Below are 17,527 nucleotides of genomic sequence, written 5' to 3' on the forward strand. Positions count from 1 at the left end.
TTTGCCATAGATAGCCAACCCATAAAGCAGCGCTCGCCGCACCGCGGCGGGCGTGAAGGAGTCCTAAAATGTCCAAAGAGACACTGTCCACACCCTCACAGAGTGGTGTGGAAACCGAAGCCGTTGGCGCCGAGTACTTCGCCAACCGACAATTGAAGCAAGGCGCTGCCGGCTGGATCCTGTTGATAGGCCTCGGCGTTGCCTACGTGATTTCCGGCGACTACGCCGGCTGGAACTTCGGCCTGGCGCAAGGCGGCTGGGGCGGCATGTTCATCGCCACGCTGCTGATGGCGACCATGTACTTGTGCATGTGCTTCTCGCTGGCCGAACTGTCCTCGATGATCCCTACCGCAGGCGGCGGCTACGGTTTCACGCGTACCGCCTTCGGCCCGTGGGGCGGCTTCCTCACCGGCACGGCGATCCTCATCGAATACGCCATCGCCCCCGCAGCCATCGCCTGCTTCATCGGCGCCTACTGCGAGTCGCTGTTCGGCATCGGTGGCTGGATCATCTACCTGGTGTTTTACGTGGTGTTCATCGGCATTCACATCCTCGGTGCCGGTGAGGCACTGAAGCTGATGTTCGTCATCACCGCCGTGGCGGCCATCGCCCTGGGCGTGTACATCGTGGCCATGGTGCCGCACTTCCAGGTCGCCAATCTGTTCGATATTCCCGCTACCGAAGCCACTGGCGCCAGCAGCTTCCTGCCGTTCGGCTACCTGGGCATCTGGGCCGCGCTGCCCTACGGCATCTGGTTCTTCCTGGCGGTAGAAGGCGTGCCGCTGGCCGCCGAGGAAACCAAGGATCCCAAGCGCGACCTGCCACGCGGCTTGATCGGCGCCGTACTGGTGCTGCTGGTGTTTGCCGGGCTGATCCTGCTGGTCGGCCCTGGCGCTGCCGGTGCGCAGTCGCTGGTGGCTTCGGGCAACCCGCTGGTCGAATCGCTGGTCAAGGTCTACGGCGGTTCCACCTGGATGAGCCAGTTCGTCAACCTAGTGGGCCTGGCCGGCCTGATCGCCAGCTTCTTCTCGATCATCTACGCCTATTCGCGGCAGATCTTCGCCCTGTCGCGCGCAGGCTATCTGCCACGTAGCCTGTCGCTGACCAACCGCAACAAGGCACCGGTGATGGCTCTGATCGTACCGGGCATCATCGGCTTCGGCCTGTCGCTGACCGGCCAGGGCGACCTGTTGATTCTGGTCGCGGTATTCGGCGCCACAGTGTCCTATGTGCTGATGATGGCGGCGCACATCACCCTGCGCACCCGTCGTCCTGACATGCCACGCCCCTATCGGACACCTGGTGGCGTGGTGACGTCTTCGGTGGCTCTGGTGCTGGCTGCCGTGGCGCTGGTGGCCTGCTTCCTGGTCGACCTGCGCGTCGTGATCGGCGCTGCCATCATCTACGCTCTGTTCATTGCCTACTTCGCCTTGTACAGCCGCCACCACCTGGTGTCCGGCACACCGGAGGAAGAGTTCGCCGCCATCCAGGCCGCCGAACGCTCCCTGCGCTGATTGACCCCAAGTGGCCGCTCCGGCGGCCACGACAATGAGGGCACTTCTAAAAACGTAGGCGAGGCAGTCAGCGCAAGGCGAAAACAGGCGAGGAAGCGGAGTTTACGAGTTGTAAATGAGCATTCCGAGCCTGTTTTCAACGCAGCGATGACAACGCAGGTAGTTTTTAGAGGTGCCCGGGAGAAAGGATATGGCTCGCTTCACTCATACCATCGGCAACATGACCTGGAGCTTCGACAGCCTGCGCGAGCTGATGGCCAAGGCCAGCCCGGCGCGCTCCGGCGACTATCTGGCAGAGGTCGCCGCGCAAAGCGATGCCGAACGCGCCGCGGCACAGATGGCCCTGGCCAACGTACCGCTCAAGCATTTCCTGCAGGAAGCGCTGATCCCCTACGAAAAGGACGAAGTCACCCGGCTGATTATCGACACCCACGATGCAGCCGCCTTCGCCCCGGTTAGCCACCTCACGGTTGGCGGCCTGCGCGACTGGCTGCTCGGTGAAGCCGCCGACGAAAACAGCCTGAGCGCCCTGGCGCCGGGGCTGACGCCGGAGATGGCGGCTGCCGTGTCGAAAATCATGCGTGTGCAGGATCTGGTTTTGGTCGCGCAAAAAATCCGTGTCGTGACGCGTTTTCGCAACACGGTGGGCCTGCGCGGGCGGATGTCCACCCGGCTGCAGCCCAACCACCCCACCGACGACCCGGCCGGCATCGCCGCCAGCATTCTCGACGGCCTGCTCTACGGCAATGGCGATGCGATGATCGGCATCAACCCGGCCACCGACAGCGCGAGTTCGATCCGCGCCCTGCTGGACATGCTCGATGCGATCATCCAGCGCTATGAAATCCCCACCCAATCCTGCGTGCTGACCCACGTCACCAGCTCCATCGCCGCCATCGAGCGCGGCGCACCGCTGGATCTGGTGTTCCAGTCGATCGCCGGCACCGAGGCGGCCAACGCCAGTTTCGGGGTCACCCTCAAGGTGCTGCAGGAAGGTTACGACGCCGGCCTGAGTCTCAAGCGCGGCACCCTGGGCAACAACCTGATGTACTTCGAAACCGGCCAGGGCAGCGCCCTGTCGGCCAACGCCAACCACGACGTCGACCAGCAGACGTGCGAAACCCGCGCCTACGCCGTCGCGCGGCACTTCAACCCGTTTCTGGTCAACACCGTGGTCGGCTTCATCGGCCCCGAGTACCTCTACAACGGCAAGCAGATCATCCGCGCGGGCCTGGAGGATCACTTCTGCGGCAAGCTGCTCGGCGTGCCCATGGGCTGCGACATCTGCTACACCAACCATGCCGAAGCCGATCAGGACGACATGGATACGCTGCTGACCCTGCTCGGCACCGCCGGTATCAACTTCATCATGGGCATTCCCGGCTCCGACGACGTGATGCTCAATTACCAGACCACCTCGTTCCACGATGCCCTCTACGCGCGCAAGGTGCTCGGCCTGCATGTAGCGCCGGAATTCGAACAGTGGCTGGCGCGCATGGGCATCTTCCAGCAACAGGGCGGTCAACTACGCATGGGCGACGAACTGCCGCCGGTGTTCCGCAAAGCCTTGGCGCAACTGGCTTAAGAGGACGTCATGTCAGACAAATCCCCCGCTACCGAAAACCCCTGGCAGCAGTTGCGGCAACTGACCCCGGCCCGTATCGCCCTCGGGCGGGCGGGCACCAGCCTGCCAACTGCCGCGCAGCTGGACTTCCAGTTCGCCCATGCGCAGGCCCGTGACGCCGTGCACCTGCCGTTTGACCATGAGGGCCTGCGTGAGGAGCTGCAGGGGCGTGGGCTCGACACCCTGCTGGTGCACAGTGCCGCGACGGATCGGCACACCTACCTGCAACGCCCGGATCTGGGCCGACGCCTCAACGAGGAGTCCGCCGCCGCGCTGGATGAGTACGCCGCAGAAAAGGGCCGTGGTTACGACCTGGCTATCGTCATCGCCGATGGCCTGTCGTCACTGGCCGTGCGCCGCCACAGCCTGCCGTTTCTGGAAAGGCTGCTCGATCAGCTCGGCGAAGAAGGCTGGACACTGGCGCCCATCACCCTGGTCGAACAGGGCCGGGTCGCGGTGGCGGACGAAGTGGGCGAACGCCTGGGGGCGAAGATGACGGTGATCCTGATCGGCGAACGCCCTGGCCTCAGCTCCCCCGACAGCCTGGGCCTGTACTTCACTTTCGCGCCGCGGGTAGGCCTCAATGACGCCTACCGCAACTGCATTTCCAACGTGCGCCTGGAAGGCCTGAGTTACGGCATGGCGACCTTCCGCCTGATGTACCTGATGCGTGAGGCCTGCCGACGCCAGCTATCGGGCGTCGACCTCAAGGACGAAGCCGAAGTGCCGACCCTGGAAAACGCCGGGCCGGGCAACTTCCTGCTCCCGGATCAGCGTTGAAGCAGTAGACCGATGGGTCAGGCCGACTGCCAAACCTCTCGCGGCTAAAACCGCTCCCACGGTTGATGCTGCTTGTGGGAGGGGCTTTAGCCGCGATCTTTATCGAATTCTCTACCGATCAACGCGCCCTGGTGAGGAAGCCCAGGATGGCAATGGGTTGCACCTACGCGGCCCGGCCCATCCTCCGCCCCGAAAGCTAAATGCGGCCATTGCACAGTACCTGTGGGAGCGGGCCATGCCCGCGAAAAAATCACGGCCATGGACTAGGCGTCCCCGCACGCTCCCACAGGGGAAAGTGGGTTACCGTCCCACCCTTCAGCAACCGCAACGACTAACGCCCTTCAATATGAAACCCAAGCCGTGGAAAATGCACGTGCACGATCCCGGCGCGGGGATCCTCGCGGCGCACAATCAGCTCTTCCACCCCGGCGAACAATAACTCGCCTTCTACGGCATCCACGCCGTAGTCGATGGCCGATATCGCCACGGCCTGACCGCTGGCGAAACCGTTGAGGTCACTGAACGTCTCTGCCGGCAAGGGTGCCGGAGTAGTCTCACGCGCCACCGTGATGGCCTCCTCACTGCTCAACGGCTCGGGCTTGCCGTGCCCACGTGCCAGCACCCGATCCAGCCAGGTCGCGACGGCCGGGTAGCCATCGACCAGTGGCGAGGTCACCGGCGTCGCGCGCAGGAACCACAGCGGGTGAGCCATGGCGATATCGGCCAGGCTCGCCTCACCGAACAGGAAGTCACCACCACCCGCCTCCAGTTGCGCCTGCAGACGTGCCATGAACGCCGGCCACTGGTGCTTGGCCTGCTCGGCGGGCAAACGGCTGGCCTGCCCACCGGCGAACAGCTTGGCGCGGTCAGCGATAAAGGCCTGGACGAACTCCGGGGGTGCCTTGGCAAAGCGCACGGCGATGGACTCGGGCTGGAACACCAGGCTGACCGCATGCTGGAACACCACCGAGTCGGCCCATTGGGCGAAGGCGGTGATGGCGAACGCCCGGTTGTCCGGCAACAGCGCCGGCTGCGGCTGAAAGACTTCCAAGCGGCGCGCGATCAATGCAGTGTCGCAGTAGATATCGGCACCGATCTGCAGCACCGGCGTCTTGCGGTAGCCGCCGGTAAGGGCGGTGAGGTCTGGCTTGGGCATTACCGGTGGAATCTGCACCGAGCGCCAGGCCAGGTCTTTGAAACCCAGCAACAGACGCGCCTTTTCGGCGAAGGGCGACGTGGGGTAATGGTGCAGGATGAGCTCAGACATTGGAGACCTCCGGGAACGGATGAGGCCTGCAGCTTAACTCAGCTTGCTGCTGGCACTAGGCAGAACCCATTGGGGCTGATGAGTGCTCATCAAGGACATGCATCAGGCTACCGGTGGCCACCAGCGCCTCCTTGGCGCCCTTGCCCAGCCGCTTGATCGCCCGCTCACGGCGCAGCGCGTCGCCCTTGCCGGTACAGCTTTCGCTGTAGACCAGGGCCACTGCCGGGCTGGAAAAGAAGAAGCGGGCGCCCTTGCCGCTCTGGTGCTGGGCGAAGCGGCGCAGTGGATCGTCACTGATGCCGCAATAGAGCGCGCCATTGGCGGCGCGCACCAGGTAGACGAACCAGACCTTATCCGGCGTGGCGCTCATTGCCGGCGATCAAGCGAACCATTCGCGGGCAGAGCGCCATACGCACATACCGACGAAGTACGCCGAAGACAGGCCCCACAGTGCCAGCAACCACAGCGGCTGGGTCGGGAACTGGATAATCAGTCCTGCACAGGCGAGCATCCAGATCATCGTCACCGCGATATTCAGCGCCATGAACTGCTTGACCCGGAACGGGTGCAGAAACTTCATGCGGGTCAGCGTCAGGCCCGCCAGTATCATGATGACGAGGAAGGTCACCCACGGCTGGAAGTCGAGCAGATAGAGATACACCACCACCACGTTCCACGCCGCCGGGAAGCCGACGAAGTAGTTGTCCTTGCTCTTCATGTTGACGTTGCAGAAGCAGAACAGCGACGACAGCAGAATGATGCCCACGGACAGCAGCAGCGTGTACTCGGGCAGCGGGATGAAGCGATAGACGAAGATCGCCGGGATGAACACGTAGGTGAGGTAATCGATCACCAGATCGAGGGTCGAACCGTCGAAGTGCGGCAGCACCACCTTGACGTCGTACTTACGTGCCAGCGTGCCGTCCAGGCCATCGACCAGCAGCGCTAATCCCAGCCACAGCAGGCAGCTTTCCGCCCTCCCCTCAATCAGCGCGAGCAGCGCCAACATGCCAAGGATTACCCCGCTGGCGGTTACCGCGTGAACGCTCCATGCCTTGGCTTTACTGGGTGATAGCGACATAACACTCATGATCGAAATACTCTGGTAGACGGACTTTCACGCAACGAACCGACCCTTTACATGCACAGGGCCATTCATCGATGAAGATTCAGACCGAGAAGCCTACCACTCCGTTCAGCTGCGCGCTTCTACACCTTGATGTTCGTCTGACGCACGGGAGGACTGAAACTGACGCAAACCGCTCCTGGCCTTTCGACGCACGGCGTTTTTTAACAACGGCGTCCAGCCGATCAGCATGCCCTGAAAACCCAGCGCCTGCGCGAACCAGCGCCACATATCGAAGTGATCGCGGTGCTCGACGATCAATCCGTCGCGAATCACGAACGACGCCTGGATACGGTTGACCACCGTGCGGCCGGTCTGGCTGAACAGGTAAGTGGCTACCCAGCTGGCGCTACCACCATTGGCATCGGCCTGCACATCACTGAAGGTCAGGGAGAACTTCTTGGCGCGGGTGGTCAGCATGCGCCACATGTCTGCGGCGTCGTCACCGGTCAGGGTGCCAAATGCCGGATCGCTGAAACGGACATCAGGCGCGTAGCAACTCACCATGCGCTCGGCATCCAGCTGCTGGAAGGCCTGGTAGAAACGGGTGATCACATCGGCATTCGGGTGAGACATGGTTGAGCTCCTTGGCGATACGCAGAGTATCGCCGCAAAACGCCAATCCGACGATGGGCATATCGGCCATTGATACGCCCTCATCAGAACGCAAAAGGGAGCCCTGAGGCTCCCTTCAAATACGCATCCACCATCAAGAACGCGCTTTCGATCTAGCGAGCTAGAGCCCTGCAAGGCAAAAACAGGCGAGGAAGCGGAGTGTACTTTTGTACATGAGCATTCCGAGCCTGTTTTTAACGCCGCAGGGCCGACGCGCAGCAGATCGTAAGCTCGTTCTCAGTGCAGGATCTGCCCGAGGAACAGCTTGGTACGCTCGTTCTGCGGATTATCGAAGAAGGCGTTTGGTTCGGCCTCTTCGACGATCTCGCCCTTGTCCATGAAGATCACCCGATCCGCCACGGTACGGGCAAAGCCCATTTCGTGGGTCACACAGAGCATGGTCATACCGTCCTGGGCCAGACCGATCATGGTGTCGAGTACTTCTTTGACCATTTCCGGGTCGAGTGCCGAGGTCGGCTCATCGAACAGCATGATCTTCGGCTTCATGCACAGGGCACGGGCGATGGCCACACGCTGTTGCTGCCCACCGGACAGTTGCCCCGGATACTTGTGGGCCTGCTCGGGAATACGCACGCGCTCGAGGAAGTGCATGGCGATTTCTTCGGCTTTGCGCTTGGGCATCTTGCGAACCCACATCGGCGCCAGCGTGCAGTTTTGCAGCACGGTAAGGTGCGGGAACAGGTTGAAGTGCTGGAACACCATGCCCACTTCGCGGCGCACGGTTTCAATGTGCTTGAGGTCGCGAGTCAGTTCGGTGCCATCGACCACGATGCGACCGGCCTGGTGTTCTTCCAGACGGTTGATGCAACGGATGGTCGTGGACTTGCCCGAGCCCGACGGCCCGCAGAGCACGATGCGCTCGCCCTGACGCACATCCAGGTTGATGTCCTTGAGTACGTGGAACTGCCCATACCACTTGTTCACGCCTTGCAACTGAATGATCGGCTCGGCGCTGGGTTGCTTGTTTGCTTCGCTCATCTAAGTGACTCCTAACGCTTGTGGCCAGTGTCCAGTTTCCTCTCCAGATGGAGGGAATAACGGGACATGCCGAAACAGAAAATCCAGAAAATCAGGGCGGCGAACACATAGCCCTCGGTCGCCATGCCCAGCCACGTCGGGTCGGCTGCTGCCTGTTTGACGCTGTTGAGCAAGTCGAACAGACCGATGATGATCACCAGACTGGTGTCCTTGAACAGGGCGATGAAGGTGTTGACGATGCCCGGGATCACCAGCTTGAGCGCTTGCGGCAGGATCACCAGACCCATCATCCGCCAGTAGCCCAGGCCCATGGCGCCAGCTGCTTCGTATTGCCCCTTGGGAATCGCCTGCAGACCACCACGTACCACTTCGGCGATGTAGGCCGACTGGAACAGAATCACTCCGATCAGCGCCCGCATCAGCTTGTCGAAGCTCATGCCTTCAGGCAGGAACAGCGGCAGCATCACCGAGGACATGAACAGGACGGTGATCAGTGGAACGCCACGCCAGAACTCAATGAACGTCACGCAAACCACTTTTACCGCAGGCAGATTGGAGCGACGCCCCAGGGCAAGCAGAATGCCCAGCGGCAGCGCACCGGCGATACCGACGGCGGCGATCACCAGCGTCAGCATAAGGCCGCCCCAACGGCTGGTCGGTACGGTTTCCAGACCAAACACACCACCGTGCAACAGGCACCAGGCGACGATCGGGTAGATCACCAGAAAACCAATGCCGTAGAAGGCCTTGCGCGGGAACTTGGAAATGAACAGCGGCGCAGCGCCAACGATTGCCAGCACCGCGGTCAGATCCACACGCCAGCGCAGCTCGCTAGGGTAGAAGCCGTACATGAACTGGCTGAAGCGCGCCTGGATGAACACCCAGCAAGCGCCTTCCTTGGTGCAGTCGGCGCGGGTGGTGCCCACCCAGTTGGCGTCGATGAACGCCCACTTGAGCAGCGGTGGCACCATCAGCCAGATGAGGTAGATGGCGAAGAAGGTCAGCAGCGTATTAAGCCAGCTGGAGAACAGGTTGCTACGCATCCAGGCCACCACACCAACGCTGGCGCTGGGTGGTGGCTGATCCGGTTTGAAAGTATGGGTCGTGCTCATTGCGCTAGGTCCATCACCGCTCGATCAGCGCGATGCGCTTGTTGTACCAGTTCATCAGCAGGGAAATGCTGATACTGATCGCCAGGTACACGCTCATGGTGATAGCAATCACCTCGATGGCCTGCCCCGTCTGGTTGAGTACCGTACCGGCAAACAGCGACACCATATCCGGATAGCCGATGCCGGCCGCCAGAGAGGAGTTCTTCGCCAGGTTCAGGTATTGGCTGGTCAGCGGCGGAATGATCACCCGCATGGCCTGGGGAATGATCACCTTGCGCAGGGTCGGGCCCGGGCGCAGGCCCAGAGAGCGAGCCGCTTCGGTCTGCCCGTGGCTGACCGCGTTGATCCCGGAGCGCACGTTTTCGGCGATGAAGGCCGCGGTGTAGACGGTCAGCGCGATGGTCAGCGCCAGCAGTTCCGGGATCATCACCCAGCCGCCAACGAAGTTGAATCCCTTGAGCTCAGGTAGCGACCAGTGCAGCGGGCTGCCGAAGATCAAGGCGAACAGCGTCGGGATGACAATCGCCAATCCCAAACCAACCCAGAACTTGTGGAACGGCACGCCTGTGGCTTCAAAGCGCTTGTTGGCCCAACGGGTCATTAGCACGATGGCAACAATGGTGATCAGCACGCCAACCATGAACGGCCAAAAGGCGCCAGTCGCTTCAGCGGCGGGCATGTTCAAACCACGGTTACTGAGGAAGAAGCTGTCGCCCAAGCTGATACTGGCGCGCGGACCAGGCAGTGGCAGCAGCACGGCGAAGTACCAGAAGAGAATCTGCAGCAACGGCGGAATGTTGCGGAAGATTTCGATGTAGACGGTCGCCAGCTTGCTGATCATCCAGTTCGGCGAAAGCCGCGCGATACCGATAAGGAAGCCGAGGAAGGTGGCCAGCACGATACCGATGATGGACACCAGCAGCGTGTTGAGCAGCCCGATAACGAAAACGCGGGCATAGCTGTCCGCTTCGGTGTAGCTGATCAGGTGTTGGGCGATGCCGAAGCCGGCACTGCGCTCAAGGAAATCGAAGCCGGAGGTAATGCCCCGGTGTTGCAGGTTGGTCTGTGTATTGCTGAACAGGAACCAGCCCATTGCGACCACGGCCACAACGGTAATGATCTGGAATAGCCAGGCACGCACACGTGGATCGCTGAGGGAGAACCCCTGCGGTGCGCCGATGTTTTTCTGCATGGGAATGCCCCAGGTATAACGGAACGAAAATCGCCCGGCAGCAGGCTGCCGGGCGACAGGTCAATCAACGCACTGGAGGAGCGTAGTGCAGACCGCCTTTGTTCCACAGAGCGTTGAGGCCACGCTCGATTTTCAGCTCGCTGCCTTTGCCGATGTTACGGTCGAAGACTTCACCGTAGTTACCGACCTGCTTGACGATCTGGACAACCCAGTCCTTCGGCAGCTTGAGATCTTTACCGTACTCACCATCGGCACCCAGCATACGGGCGACGTCAGGGTTCTTGGTTTCCTTGGCCAGGGCTTCGACGTTCTTCGAGTCGACACCCAGCTCTTCGGAGTTGAGCATGGCGAACAGAGTCCACTTGACGATAGCCATCCAGTCTTCGTCGCCACGACGAACCAGCGGGCCCAGCGGCTCCTTGGAGATCACTTCCGGCAGTACAACCCAATCACCTGGTGCGCCCAGCTTGATGCGCTGTGCGTAGAGTTGCGATTGGTCGGAGGTCAGCACGTCGCAACGGCCAGCTTCAAGAGACTTGGCGCTCTCGTCGGAGGTGTCGAACGTGATGGGGGTGTACTTCAGGCCGTTCGAGCGGAAGTAGTCGGAGACGTTCAGCTCGGTGGTGGTGCCTGCCTGGATACAGATGGTCGCGCCATCCAGTTCCTTGGCGCTGGCAACGCCCAGCTTCTTGTTAACCAGGAAGCCGATGCCGTCGTAGTAAGTCACGCCGGTGAAAACCAGGCCCATGCCGCCGTCGCGCGAGCTGGTCCAAGTGGTGTTACGCGAGAGCATGTCGACTTCACCGGACTGAATCGCGGTGAAACGCTCTTTGGCGGTCAGGGGGCTGTACTTGACCTTGGTCGCGTCACCGAATACCGCTGCGGCTACACCGCGGCAGATATCGACGTCGATACCCTGATAGTTGCCCTTCTCATCTGGTACCGAGAAGCCCGGCAGGCCATCGCTGACGCCGCACTGTACGAAACCTTTCTTTACCACAGCATCAAGGGTGGCACCGGCGTGGGCCATGCCTGCAGCGCCCAGAACGGCGGCGGCGGTCAACATCGCCAGGGTGGTTTTAACCATCTTCATTGAACATTCTCCGGTTGCTTTTGTTGTGTTGGAGTCTCAGTCGGATCGCCGTACCCTTTTGGGGCATGTCGACACTGTTGGCAGCAACGGTGTCGACCAGTGACCAGACCTCGGCGCGAGTGTAGGACCTGTTCGAGTGTGGGTCATCAACTCTCGCACCGGCCCATTGGTGAACGGGCCTGAGACGGATAGCAAATTTGCAAATCGCCTGGCATGCAGCGCCCTGCGAACCTTTTGGAAACCCCATCAAATCGGCTTTCCCGTCTGCTCCGTAACCGTAGGCGGTGTTACCGCATAAGGCCAACGACATCAGTCTTCAGGTTTATAGCAAAGCCCATACCATCCCTTGTTTTTTCCCATGGCATGGGCAGGTCAAGGGCGAAACTTGTAATCTTGCGACATCTTGTTCACGGATTAGCGTAGTGCCTAAAAAGTACATCGCACCAAAAAAGAGCGAAGGCCCCACAATGGAGCAACACATGAACACCACATTGGTACTTCAGTCCCCACTTCCCGCGGACGCCTGCGTCATCTGGCTACACGGTCTGGGTGCAGACCGCTTCGACTTCCAACCGGTAGCCGAAGCGCTGCAGCAGTCGCTACGCAGTACCCGCTTCGTATTGCCCCAGGCACCTACGCGAGCAGTGACCATTAATGGTGGCTGGGAGATGCCGAGTTGGTACGACATTCTCGCCATGAGTCCGGCCCGGGCGATCAATCGCGACCAACTCGAGCAATCGGCACAACAGGTCATCGACCTTATCGAAGCACAGCGCGACGACGGCATCGATCCAGCACGTATCTTCCTTGCCGGCTTTTCGCAGGGCGGTGCAGTGGTGCTACATACCGCGTTTTTGCGCTGGCAGGGCCCACTGGGTGGCGTATTGGCACTTTCCACCTACGCACCGACCTTTTCCGATCAAGTACCGCTGAGCGACCTGCAACGCGGCATACCGGTGCACTGCCTGCACGGCAATCAGGATGCTGTGGTGCTGCCTGATATGGGCCGCGCCGCCTACGATTGGCTTCGCGCGCGCGATGTCGCCGTAACGTGGCAGGAATATTCCATGGGCCATGAAGTGTTACAGGAAGAAATACGCGATATCGGCGCCTGGTTGGCAGCACGTCTGCAACGGTAATTTCCGCGAGACGCGGAGATGTGATGGATATCACAATCCGCACACTGACAACCCAGGCCATTACGCAAGTTCATTGTCAACCCCTCAGCCGCCGGATACTGTCGCTGAGATATGGCTCCTACCTTCGCCATGAATGGGGTCATCGACCCAGGGAGCGTTAGCGGTGCCAATCGTTAATCGTTGTCGAGCAAGGATGCTGATGCCATGAAGGCCGCCCATTGGCAGACCGATCTCCAGCAGATTCGTCATTTGCGATTGTTCAACAACGTCGCACTCAGTAGTTTGACGCGACTGCTCGACTCCTTTCGCCCCTGCGACTTGGATACCGGCGAAGTTCTGCTCTCGCCGTTCGAGCGCAATCAGTACCTCTATATCGTGGTCAACGGCGGCCTCAAGGTTTACCTGGGCTCTCTGGACAACCAGCCGGTCAACACCCTACGCCCAGGCGATTGCGCAGGCGAGATCAGCTTTATCGACAACGGGCACCCCAGCGCTTATGTGGTGGTCACCGAGCCTAGCAGCGTTCTGCGCCTACACCGTGACGCCCTGAGCACACTGTTCCAACAGTCACCGCAGATGATGCAGAATCTGCTGGAAGTGCTCTGCAGCCGTGTACGCCAGGGCAACCGGCAGTTGATCGACAGTGAGCAGAACGCCAATGTCGACAAGCTCACCGGCGCCTTCAATCGGCGCTGGCTTGAGCATATATTCGAACGCGAACGCACCCGCTGCCTATTCAGCTATCAGCCCCTGAACCTGCTGATGCTCGATGTCGACCACTTCAAGGACTACAACGATCAACACGGGCACCTGGCTGGCGACTATGCCCTGTGCCTGGTTACCCACACCCTACGCAAGCAGTTACGCGCACGCGACAGCCTGGTTCGCTTCGGTGGTGAAGAGTTCGTGGTTTTGCTGCCGGAGCTGTCGCTGCAGCAGGCCATTGACATAGCCGAACGCCTGCGTGAAAGCCTGGAGCAGATCAGCGCTTTCTACTCACCGCTCGGCGCCCAGCCGGGTGTAACCATTTCCCTTGGGCTAACGCAGATGACGCAAAAAGACAGCCTGAACAACCTGATCGAGCGCGCCGACCAAGCGCTGTACCGGGCCAAAGACGCAGGCCGCAACCGCCTCTGTCACTGAAATGCCGTCACCGCGTGGCATGCTGCCAGAACCCATATCTTTCTGCGGATGCTCCCGATGCGTAAACGCCTGTTGATCGTTCCGGTTGCCCTTATCGTTGCCGCAGGTATGTTCTTCACCTTGCCCAGCATCCTCGACCGGCGCATGAACAGCGTCGAATCACCAGCGCCTTACCCCGCCAGTGAGGCAGCCACCCGTTTGCATGACACCCTGTTCATCGCCGACTTGCACGACGACGCGCTGCTCTGGGAACGCGATCTGCTCAAGCGATACAGCTACGGGCACTCGGATCTGCCACGCATGCTGGAAGGCCGTGTCGGCCTGCAGGTGTTCTCCACCGTGACCCAATCGCCACGCGGTCTGAACTACGAGAGCAACGCTGCCGATAGCGACACCATCACCCTGCTCGCCATGGCCCAGCGCTGGCCTCGGGCGACCTGGAACAGCCTGCTGCAGCGCGCCCTGCACCAGGCCGAAAAGTTGCGGGAGGCGACGGCAGGCAGCGATGGCCACATGGTGCTGATCAGGACGAGGGCCGATCTGGCCGCCTTCCTGCAAGCCTGGAACCAGGATCCCCGCCGTGTTGCGACCCTGCTGGCCACCGAAGGTCTGCATCCGCTCGAGGGACAACTGGCTAACGTCGACCGTCTCTACGATGCCGGCTTTCGCATGGCTGGCTTGACCCACTTCTTCGACAACGAGATCGGCGGCTCGGCCCACGGCCTGGCAAAGGGTGGCCTGACGCCGCTAGGCAGGCAGGTGATCGCCCGCCTCGAAGAAAAATCCATGCTGATCGATCTGGCTCATGCCTCACGCCCGCTGATGGATGACGTGCTGGCCATCGCCACACGCCCGCTGCTGGTCTCCCACGGCGGCGTCGAAGGCACCTGCCCCGGTACCCGCAACCTGAGCGACCGGCACCTGCGCGCCATTGCTGCCACCGGCGGGGTGATTGGTATCGGCTATTGGGACACGGCCGTCTGCGCGACCTCGGTAGCCGCCATCGTCAAGGCGATTCGCTACACCGCTGATCTGGTCGGCATTCGGCATGTCGCGCTCGGCTCGGACTTCAACGGCACCATCCATGCACCTTTCGATGTCAGCGGCCTCGCACAACTGACCGAAGGCCTGCTCGGCGCCGGTTTCAGTCGGCAAGAGATAGCCGCAATCATGGGTGGCAACGTCCAGCGCCTGCTGCTTGCAAGCCTGCCGCCTGGTTGATCGCTAGCCCTGAAACGGCGCTATCGGTAGGGTACTTCGCCATGTACGCGTCTTGCTTTACACTGACCGCCGTTCATTCCTTAATCAACCGACGAGATGACCGTGCTCAAAGCACTCAAAAAAATATTCGGCAAAACCGAAAATGAGCCACACAGCTCAGTCTCCACGACCCTCGAGCCCTCCCCGCCGCCCGCCAGCCCTGCTCGCGAGGAACGCCAACCGCGGCACGCGAAAGACTCGGCCGCCGCTACGCAGCCCGCCCAGAGCAAGCCGGAAAAACCTCGCCGCGAACGCGTGACCAAGCCCGTCGATACGTGGAAGCTCGAAGACTTCAAGACCGAGCCTGCGCCTGGCAAGACTCGCTTCCACGACTTCAACCTGTCACCGGAGCTGATGCACGCCATCCACGACCTCGGGTTTCCTTATTGCACGCCAATCCAGGCTGGAGTATTGGGCTACACCCTCAAGGGCCAAGACGCCATCGGCCGCGCCCAGACCGGTACAGGCAAAACAGCGGCCTTCCTGATCTCGATCATCACCCAGTTGCAGCAGACCCCGCCGCCCAAAGACCGCTACATGGGTGAGCCACGGGCACTGATTATCGCGCCGACCCGCGAGCTGGTTGTGCAAATCGCCAAAGACGCCGCCGACCTGACCAAGTACAGCAACCTGAATGTGATGAGCTTCGTTGGTGGCATGGATTTCGACAAGCAGCTCAAGCTGCTCGAATCACGCTTCTGCGACATCCTGGTCGCCACCCCGGGCCGTCTGCTGGACTTCAACCAACGCGGTGAAGTGCACCTGGATATGGTCGAGGTGATGGTGCTCGACGAAGCCGACCGCATGCTCGATATGGGCTTTATTCCCCAGGTTCGCCAGATCATCCGCCAAACACCGATGAAGGGTGAGCGCCAGACCCTGCTGTTCTCTGCCACGTTCACCGAAGACGTGATGAACCTGGCCAAGCAGTGGACCACCGCCCCGGCCATCGTCGAGATCGAACCAGAGAACGTCGCCAGCGACACGGTCGAACAGCATGTTTATGCCGTGGCCGGCAGCGATAAATACAAGCTGCTGTACAACCTGATCACCCAGAACGACTGGATTCGCGTCATGGTCTTTGCCAACCGCAAGGACGAAGTGCGGCGCATCGAAGAACGCCTGACCCGCGACGGCATCAGCGCCGTGCAAATGTCTGGTGATGTGCCGCAACACAAACGCATCCGCGCGCTGGAAGGCTTCCGCGAAGGCAAGATCCGCGTGATGGTTGCCACCGACGTTGCCGGCCGTGGCATTCACGTGGATGCCATCAGCCACGTCATCAACTTCACCCTGCCGGAAACCCCGGACGACTACGTACACCGTATCGGTCGTACCGGCCGTGCCGGCAGCAGCGGCACCTCGATCAGCTTTGCTGGCGAAGACGACGCCTACGCACTGCCTGGCATCGAAGCGCTGCTGGGCCGCAAGATCGCCTGTGAAATGCCGCCCGAAGAGCTGCTCAAACCGGTACCGCGCAAGAACTGACAGCAGCCACCAAGCAGTGTCGGCCAGAGTGATTGATCGCTCTGGCCGCTCCATCTACCGCTTCATCGCGTAGCGCCCTGTGCCTGCACCGGCCGACAAGGTGTCACGCCAGTACAGGGATTCGTTCATGACACTCAAGATCGACAGCAGCGACCTGAGCCGCGCCGTCCAGGCCGGCGTTCTGCAGCCCGGCCAGGATCAGGCCCTGCTGGATTTTCTCCAGCACGACCCGCATAGCCGCCCCAGCTTTCAACTCTCCCACGTGGCCTATTACTTCGGTGCGCTGCTGATCATCGGCGCCATGGGCTGGCTGATGACCGAAGCCTGGATGAGTATCGGTGACACCGCTCTGTTGCTGATCAGCAGCACTTACCTACTGCTGTTTCTGCTCACCGGCCGCAGCCTGTGGCAGCGCGGCCAGCCGATTCCCGGCGGGCTGCTGGCAGCGGTGGCAGTGAGCATGACGCCGCTGGTGGTATTCGCCGGGCAGCGGGTATTCGGCTTCTGGCCGCTGGGCGACACGCAAACCGACTACGTCGATTACTACCGCTACATCCAAGGCGGTTGGCTGTTCATGGAGGCGGCGACCATCGTGGTGGGTCTGCTGGTACTTCGCCTGATGCCCTTCCCGTTCATCGTCATGCCGATTGCCGTGGCACTCTGGTTCATGTCGATGGATCTCAGCGAGCTGCTGCATGGCGAGTACTTCAGTTGGGAACAGCGCCGTGATGTCTCCCTGTGGTTCGGCCTGCTGATTCTGCTCGGCAGCCTGCTGGTCGACGGGCGCAGCAAACAGGATTTTGCCTTCTGGGGCTACCTGGCAGGGCTCACCGCCTTCTGGGGCGGTCTGAGCCTGATGGACAGCGGCAGCGAGTTTGGCAAGTTGCTCTACTGCCTGATCAATCTGGGCCTGATCGGCCTCGCCGTGTTGCTGCGTCGGCCGCTGTTCATGGTCTTCGGCGCCTTGGGCGTGGCGGGTTATCTCGGCTACCTGGCCCACGACGTGTTCGAGGACTCGCTGCTGTTCCCGGTGGTGGTCAGTCTGATCGGCCTGGCCGTCATCGGCCTGGGTCTGCTCTACCAGAAACGCCGTGAAGCGATGACCAGCGCCCTGCGCCGACACCTGCCAGACAGCTGGCAGGCGCTTCTGCCAGCGCTGCGTCGCTGATCTCGGA

The 17,527-nt window shown here is 61.2% G+C and carries 16 protein-coding genes; 8 read left to right on the forward strand and 8 right to left on the reverse strand.

Going from position 1 to position 17,527, the window contains the following annotated elements; all coding sequences use genetic code 11:
* The first annotated feature begins 68 nt into the window (after nucleotides 1-68).
* From eat to eutC, 3 genes are all read left to right on the forward strand, one after another.
* Complete coding sequence (gene eat, locus ACZ0AI_RS11620) at nucleotides 69-1,514, forward strand: ethanolamine permease (RefSeq protein WP_463565882.1); 1,446 nt, start codon at nucleotides 69-71, stop codon at nucleotides 1,512-1,514.
* A 190-nt stretch (nucleotides 1,515-1,704) separates the two neighbouring features.
* Nucleotides 1,705-3,099 (forward strand): ethanolamine ammonia-lyase subunit EutB, encoded by a 1,395-nt coding sequence (locus ACZ0AI_RS11625; RefSeq protein WP_463565883.1) that lies wholly within the window; start codon nucleotides 1,705-1,707, stop codon nucleotides 3,097-3,099.
* Between the two features lie 9 nt (nucleotides 3,100-3,108).
* Nucleotides 3,109-3,918 (forward strand): ethanolamine ammonia-lyase subunit EutC, encoded by an 810-nt coding sequence (eutC, locus tag ACZ0AI_RS11630; RefSeq protein WP_463565884.1) that lies wholly within the window; start codon nucleotides 3,109-3,111, stop codon nucleotides 3,916-3,918.
* Between the two features lie 331 nt (nucleotides 3,919-4,249).
* Here eutC and ACZ0AI_RS11635 read toward each other — a convergent pair whose 3' ends face one another.
* The 8 genes from ACZ0AI_RS11635 to ACZ0AI_RS11670 all read right to left on the reverse strand — a co-directional run bounded on the left by ACZ0AI_RS11635 (nucleotide 4,250) and on the right by ACZ0AI_RS11670 (nucleotide 11,322).
* Complete coding sequence (locus ACZ0AI_RS11635) at nucleotides 4,250-5,185, reverse strand: glutathione S-transferase family protein (protein WP_463565885.1); 936 nt, start codon at nucleotides 5,183-5,185, stop codon at nucleotides 4,250-4,252.
* A gap of 55 nt (nucleotides 5,186-5,240) precedes the next feature.
* Nucleotides 5,241-5,555: a GIY-YIG nuclease family protein gene (locus ACZ0AI_RS11640; RefSeq protein ID WP_463565886.1), complete on the reverse strand. Its 315-nt coding sequence runs from the start codon at nucleotides 5,553-5,555 to the stop codon at nucleotides 5,241-5,243.
* A 9-nt stretch (nucleotides 5,556-5,564) separates the two neighbouring features.
* Nucleotides 5,565-6,275, reverse strand: coding sequence for a phosphatidylcholine synthase (gene pcsA / locus ACZ0AI_RS11645; RefSeq protein WP_463565887.1), 711 nt, complete (start codon nucleotides 6,273-6,275; stop codon nucleotides 5,565-5,567).
* Nucleotides 6,276-6,380: 105 nt separating this feature from the next.
* Entirely contained in the window at nucleotides 6,381-6,887 is a 507-nt protein-coding gene (locus tag ACZ0AI_RS11650) for a nuclear transport factor 2 family protein (RefSeq protein WP_463566132.1), read from the reverse strand.
* Between the two features lie 276 nt (nucleotides 6,888-7,163).
* Nucleotides 7,164-7,925 (reverse strand): amino acid ABC transporter ATP-binding protein, encoded by a 762-nt coding sequence (locus ACZ0AI_RS11655; protein WP_463565889.1) that lies wholly within the window; start codon nucleotides 7,923-7,925, stop codon nucleotides 7,164-7,166.
* A gap of 11 nt (nucleotides 7,926-7,936) precedes the next feature.
* On the reverse strand, nucleotides 7,937-9,037 hold the full coding sequence (locus tag ACZ0AI_RS11660; RefSeq protein ID WP_463565890.1) for an amino acid ABC transporter permease: 1,101 nt from the start codon (nucleotides 9,035-9,037) through the stop codon (nucleotides 7,937-7,939).
* 13 nt (nucleotides 9,038-9,050) lie between these two features.
* The gene (locus ACZ0AI_RS11665; protein ID WP_463565891.1) at nucleotides 9,051-10,229 is read right to left on the reverse strand and encodes an amino acid ABC transporter permease; all 1,179 of its coding nucleotides are present in this window, start codon (nucleotides 10,227-10,229) and stop codon (nucleotides 9,051-9,053) included.
* A 64-nt stretch (nucleotides 10,230-10,293) separates the two neighbouring features.
* The gene (locus ACZ0AI_RS11670; protein ID WP_225838937.1) at nucleotides 10,294-11,322 is read right to left on the reverse strand and encodes an amino acid ABC transporter substrate-binding protein; all 1,029 of its coding nucleotides are present in this window, start codon (nucleotides 11,320-11,322) and stop codon (nucleotides 10,294-10,296) included.
* A 479-nt stretch (nucleotides 11,323-11,801) separates the two neighbouring features.
* Between ACZ0AI_RS11670 and ACZ0AI_RS11675 the strand changes: the two genes are divergently transcribed.
* The 5 genes from ACZ0AI_RS11675 to ACZ0AI_RS11695 all read left to right on the forward strand — a co-directional run bounded on the left by ACZ0AI_RS11675 (nucleotide 11,802) and on the right by ACZ0AI_RS11695 (nucleotide 17,520).
* Entirely contained in the window at nucleotides 11,802-12,461 is a 660-nt protein-coding gene (locus tag ACZ0AI_RS11675; RefSeq protein ID WP_463565892.1) for an alpha/beta hydrolase, read from the forward strand.
* A gap of 204 nt (nucleotides 12,462-12,665) precedes the next feature.
* Nucleotides 12,666-13,604 (forward strand): GGDEF domain-containing protein, encoded by a 939-nt coding sequence (locus ACZ0AI_RS11680; protein WP_463565893.1) that lies wholly within the window; start codon nucleotides 12,666-12,668, stop codon nucleotides 13,602-13,604.
* A 57-nt stretch (nucleotides 13,605-13,661) separates the two neighbouring features.
* Nucleotides 13,662-14,825 (forward strand): dipeptidase, encoded by a 1,164-nt coding sequence (locus tag ACZ0AI_RS11685; protein ID WP_463565894.1) that lies wholly within the window; start codon nucleotides 13,662-13,664, stop codon nucleotides 14,823-14,825.
* Nucleotides 14,826-14,921: 96 nt separating this feature from the next.
* Nucleotides 14,922-16,352 carry an ATP-dependent RNA helicase RhlB gene (gene rhlB / locus ACZ0AI_RS11690; RefSeq protein WP_463565895.1) on the forward strand — a complete coding sequence of 477 codons (1,431 nt, stop codon included), beginning with the start codon at nucleotides 14,922-14,924 and terminating at the stop codon, nucleotides 16,350-16,352.
* A 127-nt stretch (nucleotides 16,353-16,479) separates the two neighbouring features.
* Entirely contained in the window at nucleotides 16,480-17,520 is a 1,041-nt protein-coding gene (locus ACZ0AI_RS11695; RefSeq protein WP_463565896.1) for a DUF2157 domain-containing protein, read from the forward strand.
* The last annotated feature ends 7 nt before the right edge of the window (nucleotides 17,521-17,527 follow it).

Source organism: Pseudomonas sp. AC355, assembly GCF_979258205.1.

Coding starts and splice junctions, on each gene's coding strand:
- eat (WP_463565882.1), top strand. CDS start 69: ATGTCCAAAGAGACACTGTCCACACCCTCACAGAGTGGTGTGGAAACC.
- ACZ0AI_RS11625 (WP_463565883.1), top strand. CDS start 1,705: ATGGCTCGCTTCACTCATACCATCGGCAACATGACCTGGAGCTTCGAC.
- eutC (WP_463565884.1), top strand. CDS start 3,109: ATGTCAGACAAATCCCCCGCTACCGAAAACCCCTGGCAGCAGTTGCGG.
- ACZ0AI_RS11635 (WP_463565885.1), bottom strand. CDS start 5,185: ATGTCTGAGCTCATCCTGCACCATTACCCCACGTCGCCCTTCGCCGAA.
- ACZ0AI_RS11640 (WP_463565886.1), bottom strand. CDS start 5,555: ATGAGCGCCACGCCGGATAAGGTCTGGTTCGTCTACCTGGTGCGCGCC.
- pcsA (WP_463565887.1), bottom strand. CDS start 6,275: ATGAGTGTTATGTCGCTATCACCCAGTAAAGCCAAGGCATGGAGCGTT.
- ACZ0AI_RS11650 (WP_463566132.1), bottom strand. CDS start 6,887: ATGTCTCACCCGAATGCCGATGTGATCACCCGTTTCTACCAGGCCTTC.
- ACZ0AI_RS11655 (WP_463565889.1), bottom strand. CDS start 7,925: ATGAGCGAAGCAAACAAGCAACCCAGCGCCGAGCCGATCATTCAGTTG.
- ACZ0AI_RS11660 (WP_463565890.1), bottom strand. CDS start 9,037: ATGAGCACGACCCATACTTTCAAACCGGATCAGCCACCACCCAGCGCC.
- ACZ0AI_RS11665 (WP_463565891.1), bottom strand. CDS start 10,229: ATGCAGAAAAACATCGGCGCACCGCAGGGGTTCTCCCTCAGCGATCCA.
- ACZ0AI_RS11670 (WP_225838937.1), bottom strand. CDS start 11,322: ATGAAGATGGTTAAAACCACCCTGGCGATGTTGACCGCCGCCGCCGTT.
- ACZ0AI_RS11675 (WP_463565892.1), top strand. CDS start 11,802: ATGAACACCACATTGGTACTTCAGTCCCCACTTCCCGCGGACGCCTGC.
- ACZ0AI_RS11680 (WP_463565893.1), top strand. CDS start 12,666: ATGAAGGCCGCCCATTGGCAGACCGATCTCCAGCAGATTCGTCATTTG.
- ACZ0AI_RS11685 (WP_463565894.1), top strand. CDS start 13,662: ATGCGTAAACGCCTGTTGATCGTTCCGGTTGCCCTTATCGTTGCCGCA.
- rhlB (WP_463565895.1), top strand. CDS start 14,922: ATGACCGTGCTCAAAGCACTCAAAAAAATATTCGGCAAAACCGAAAAT.
- ACZ0AI_RS11695 (WP_463565896.1), top strand. CDS start 16,480: ATGACACTCAAGATCGACAGCAGCGACCTGAGCCGCGCCGTCCAGGCC.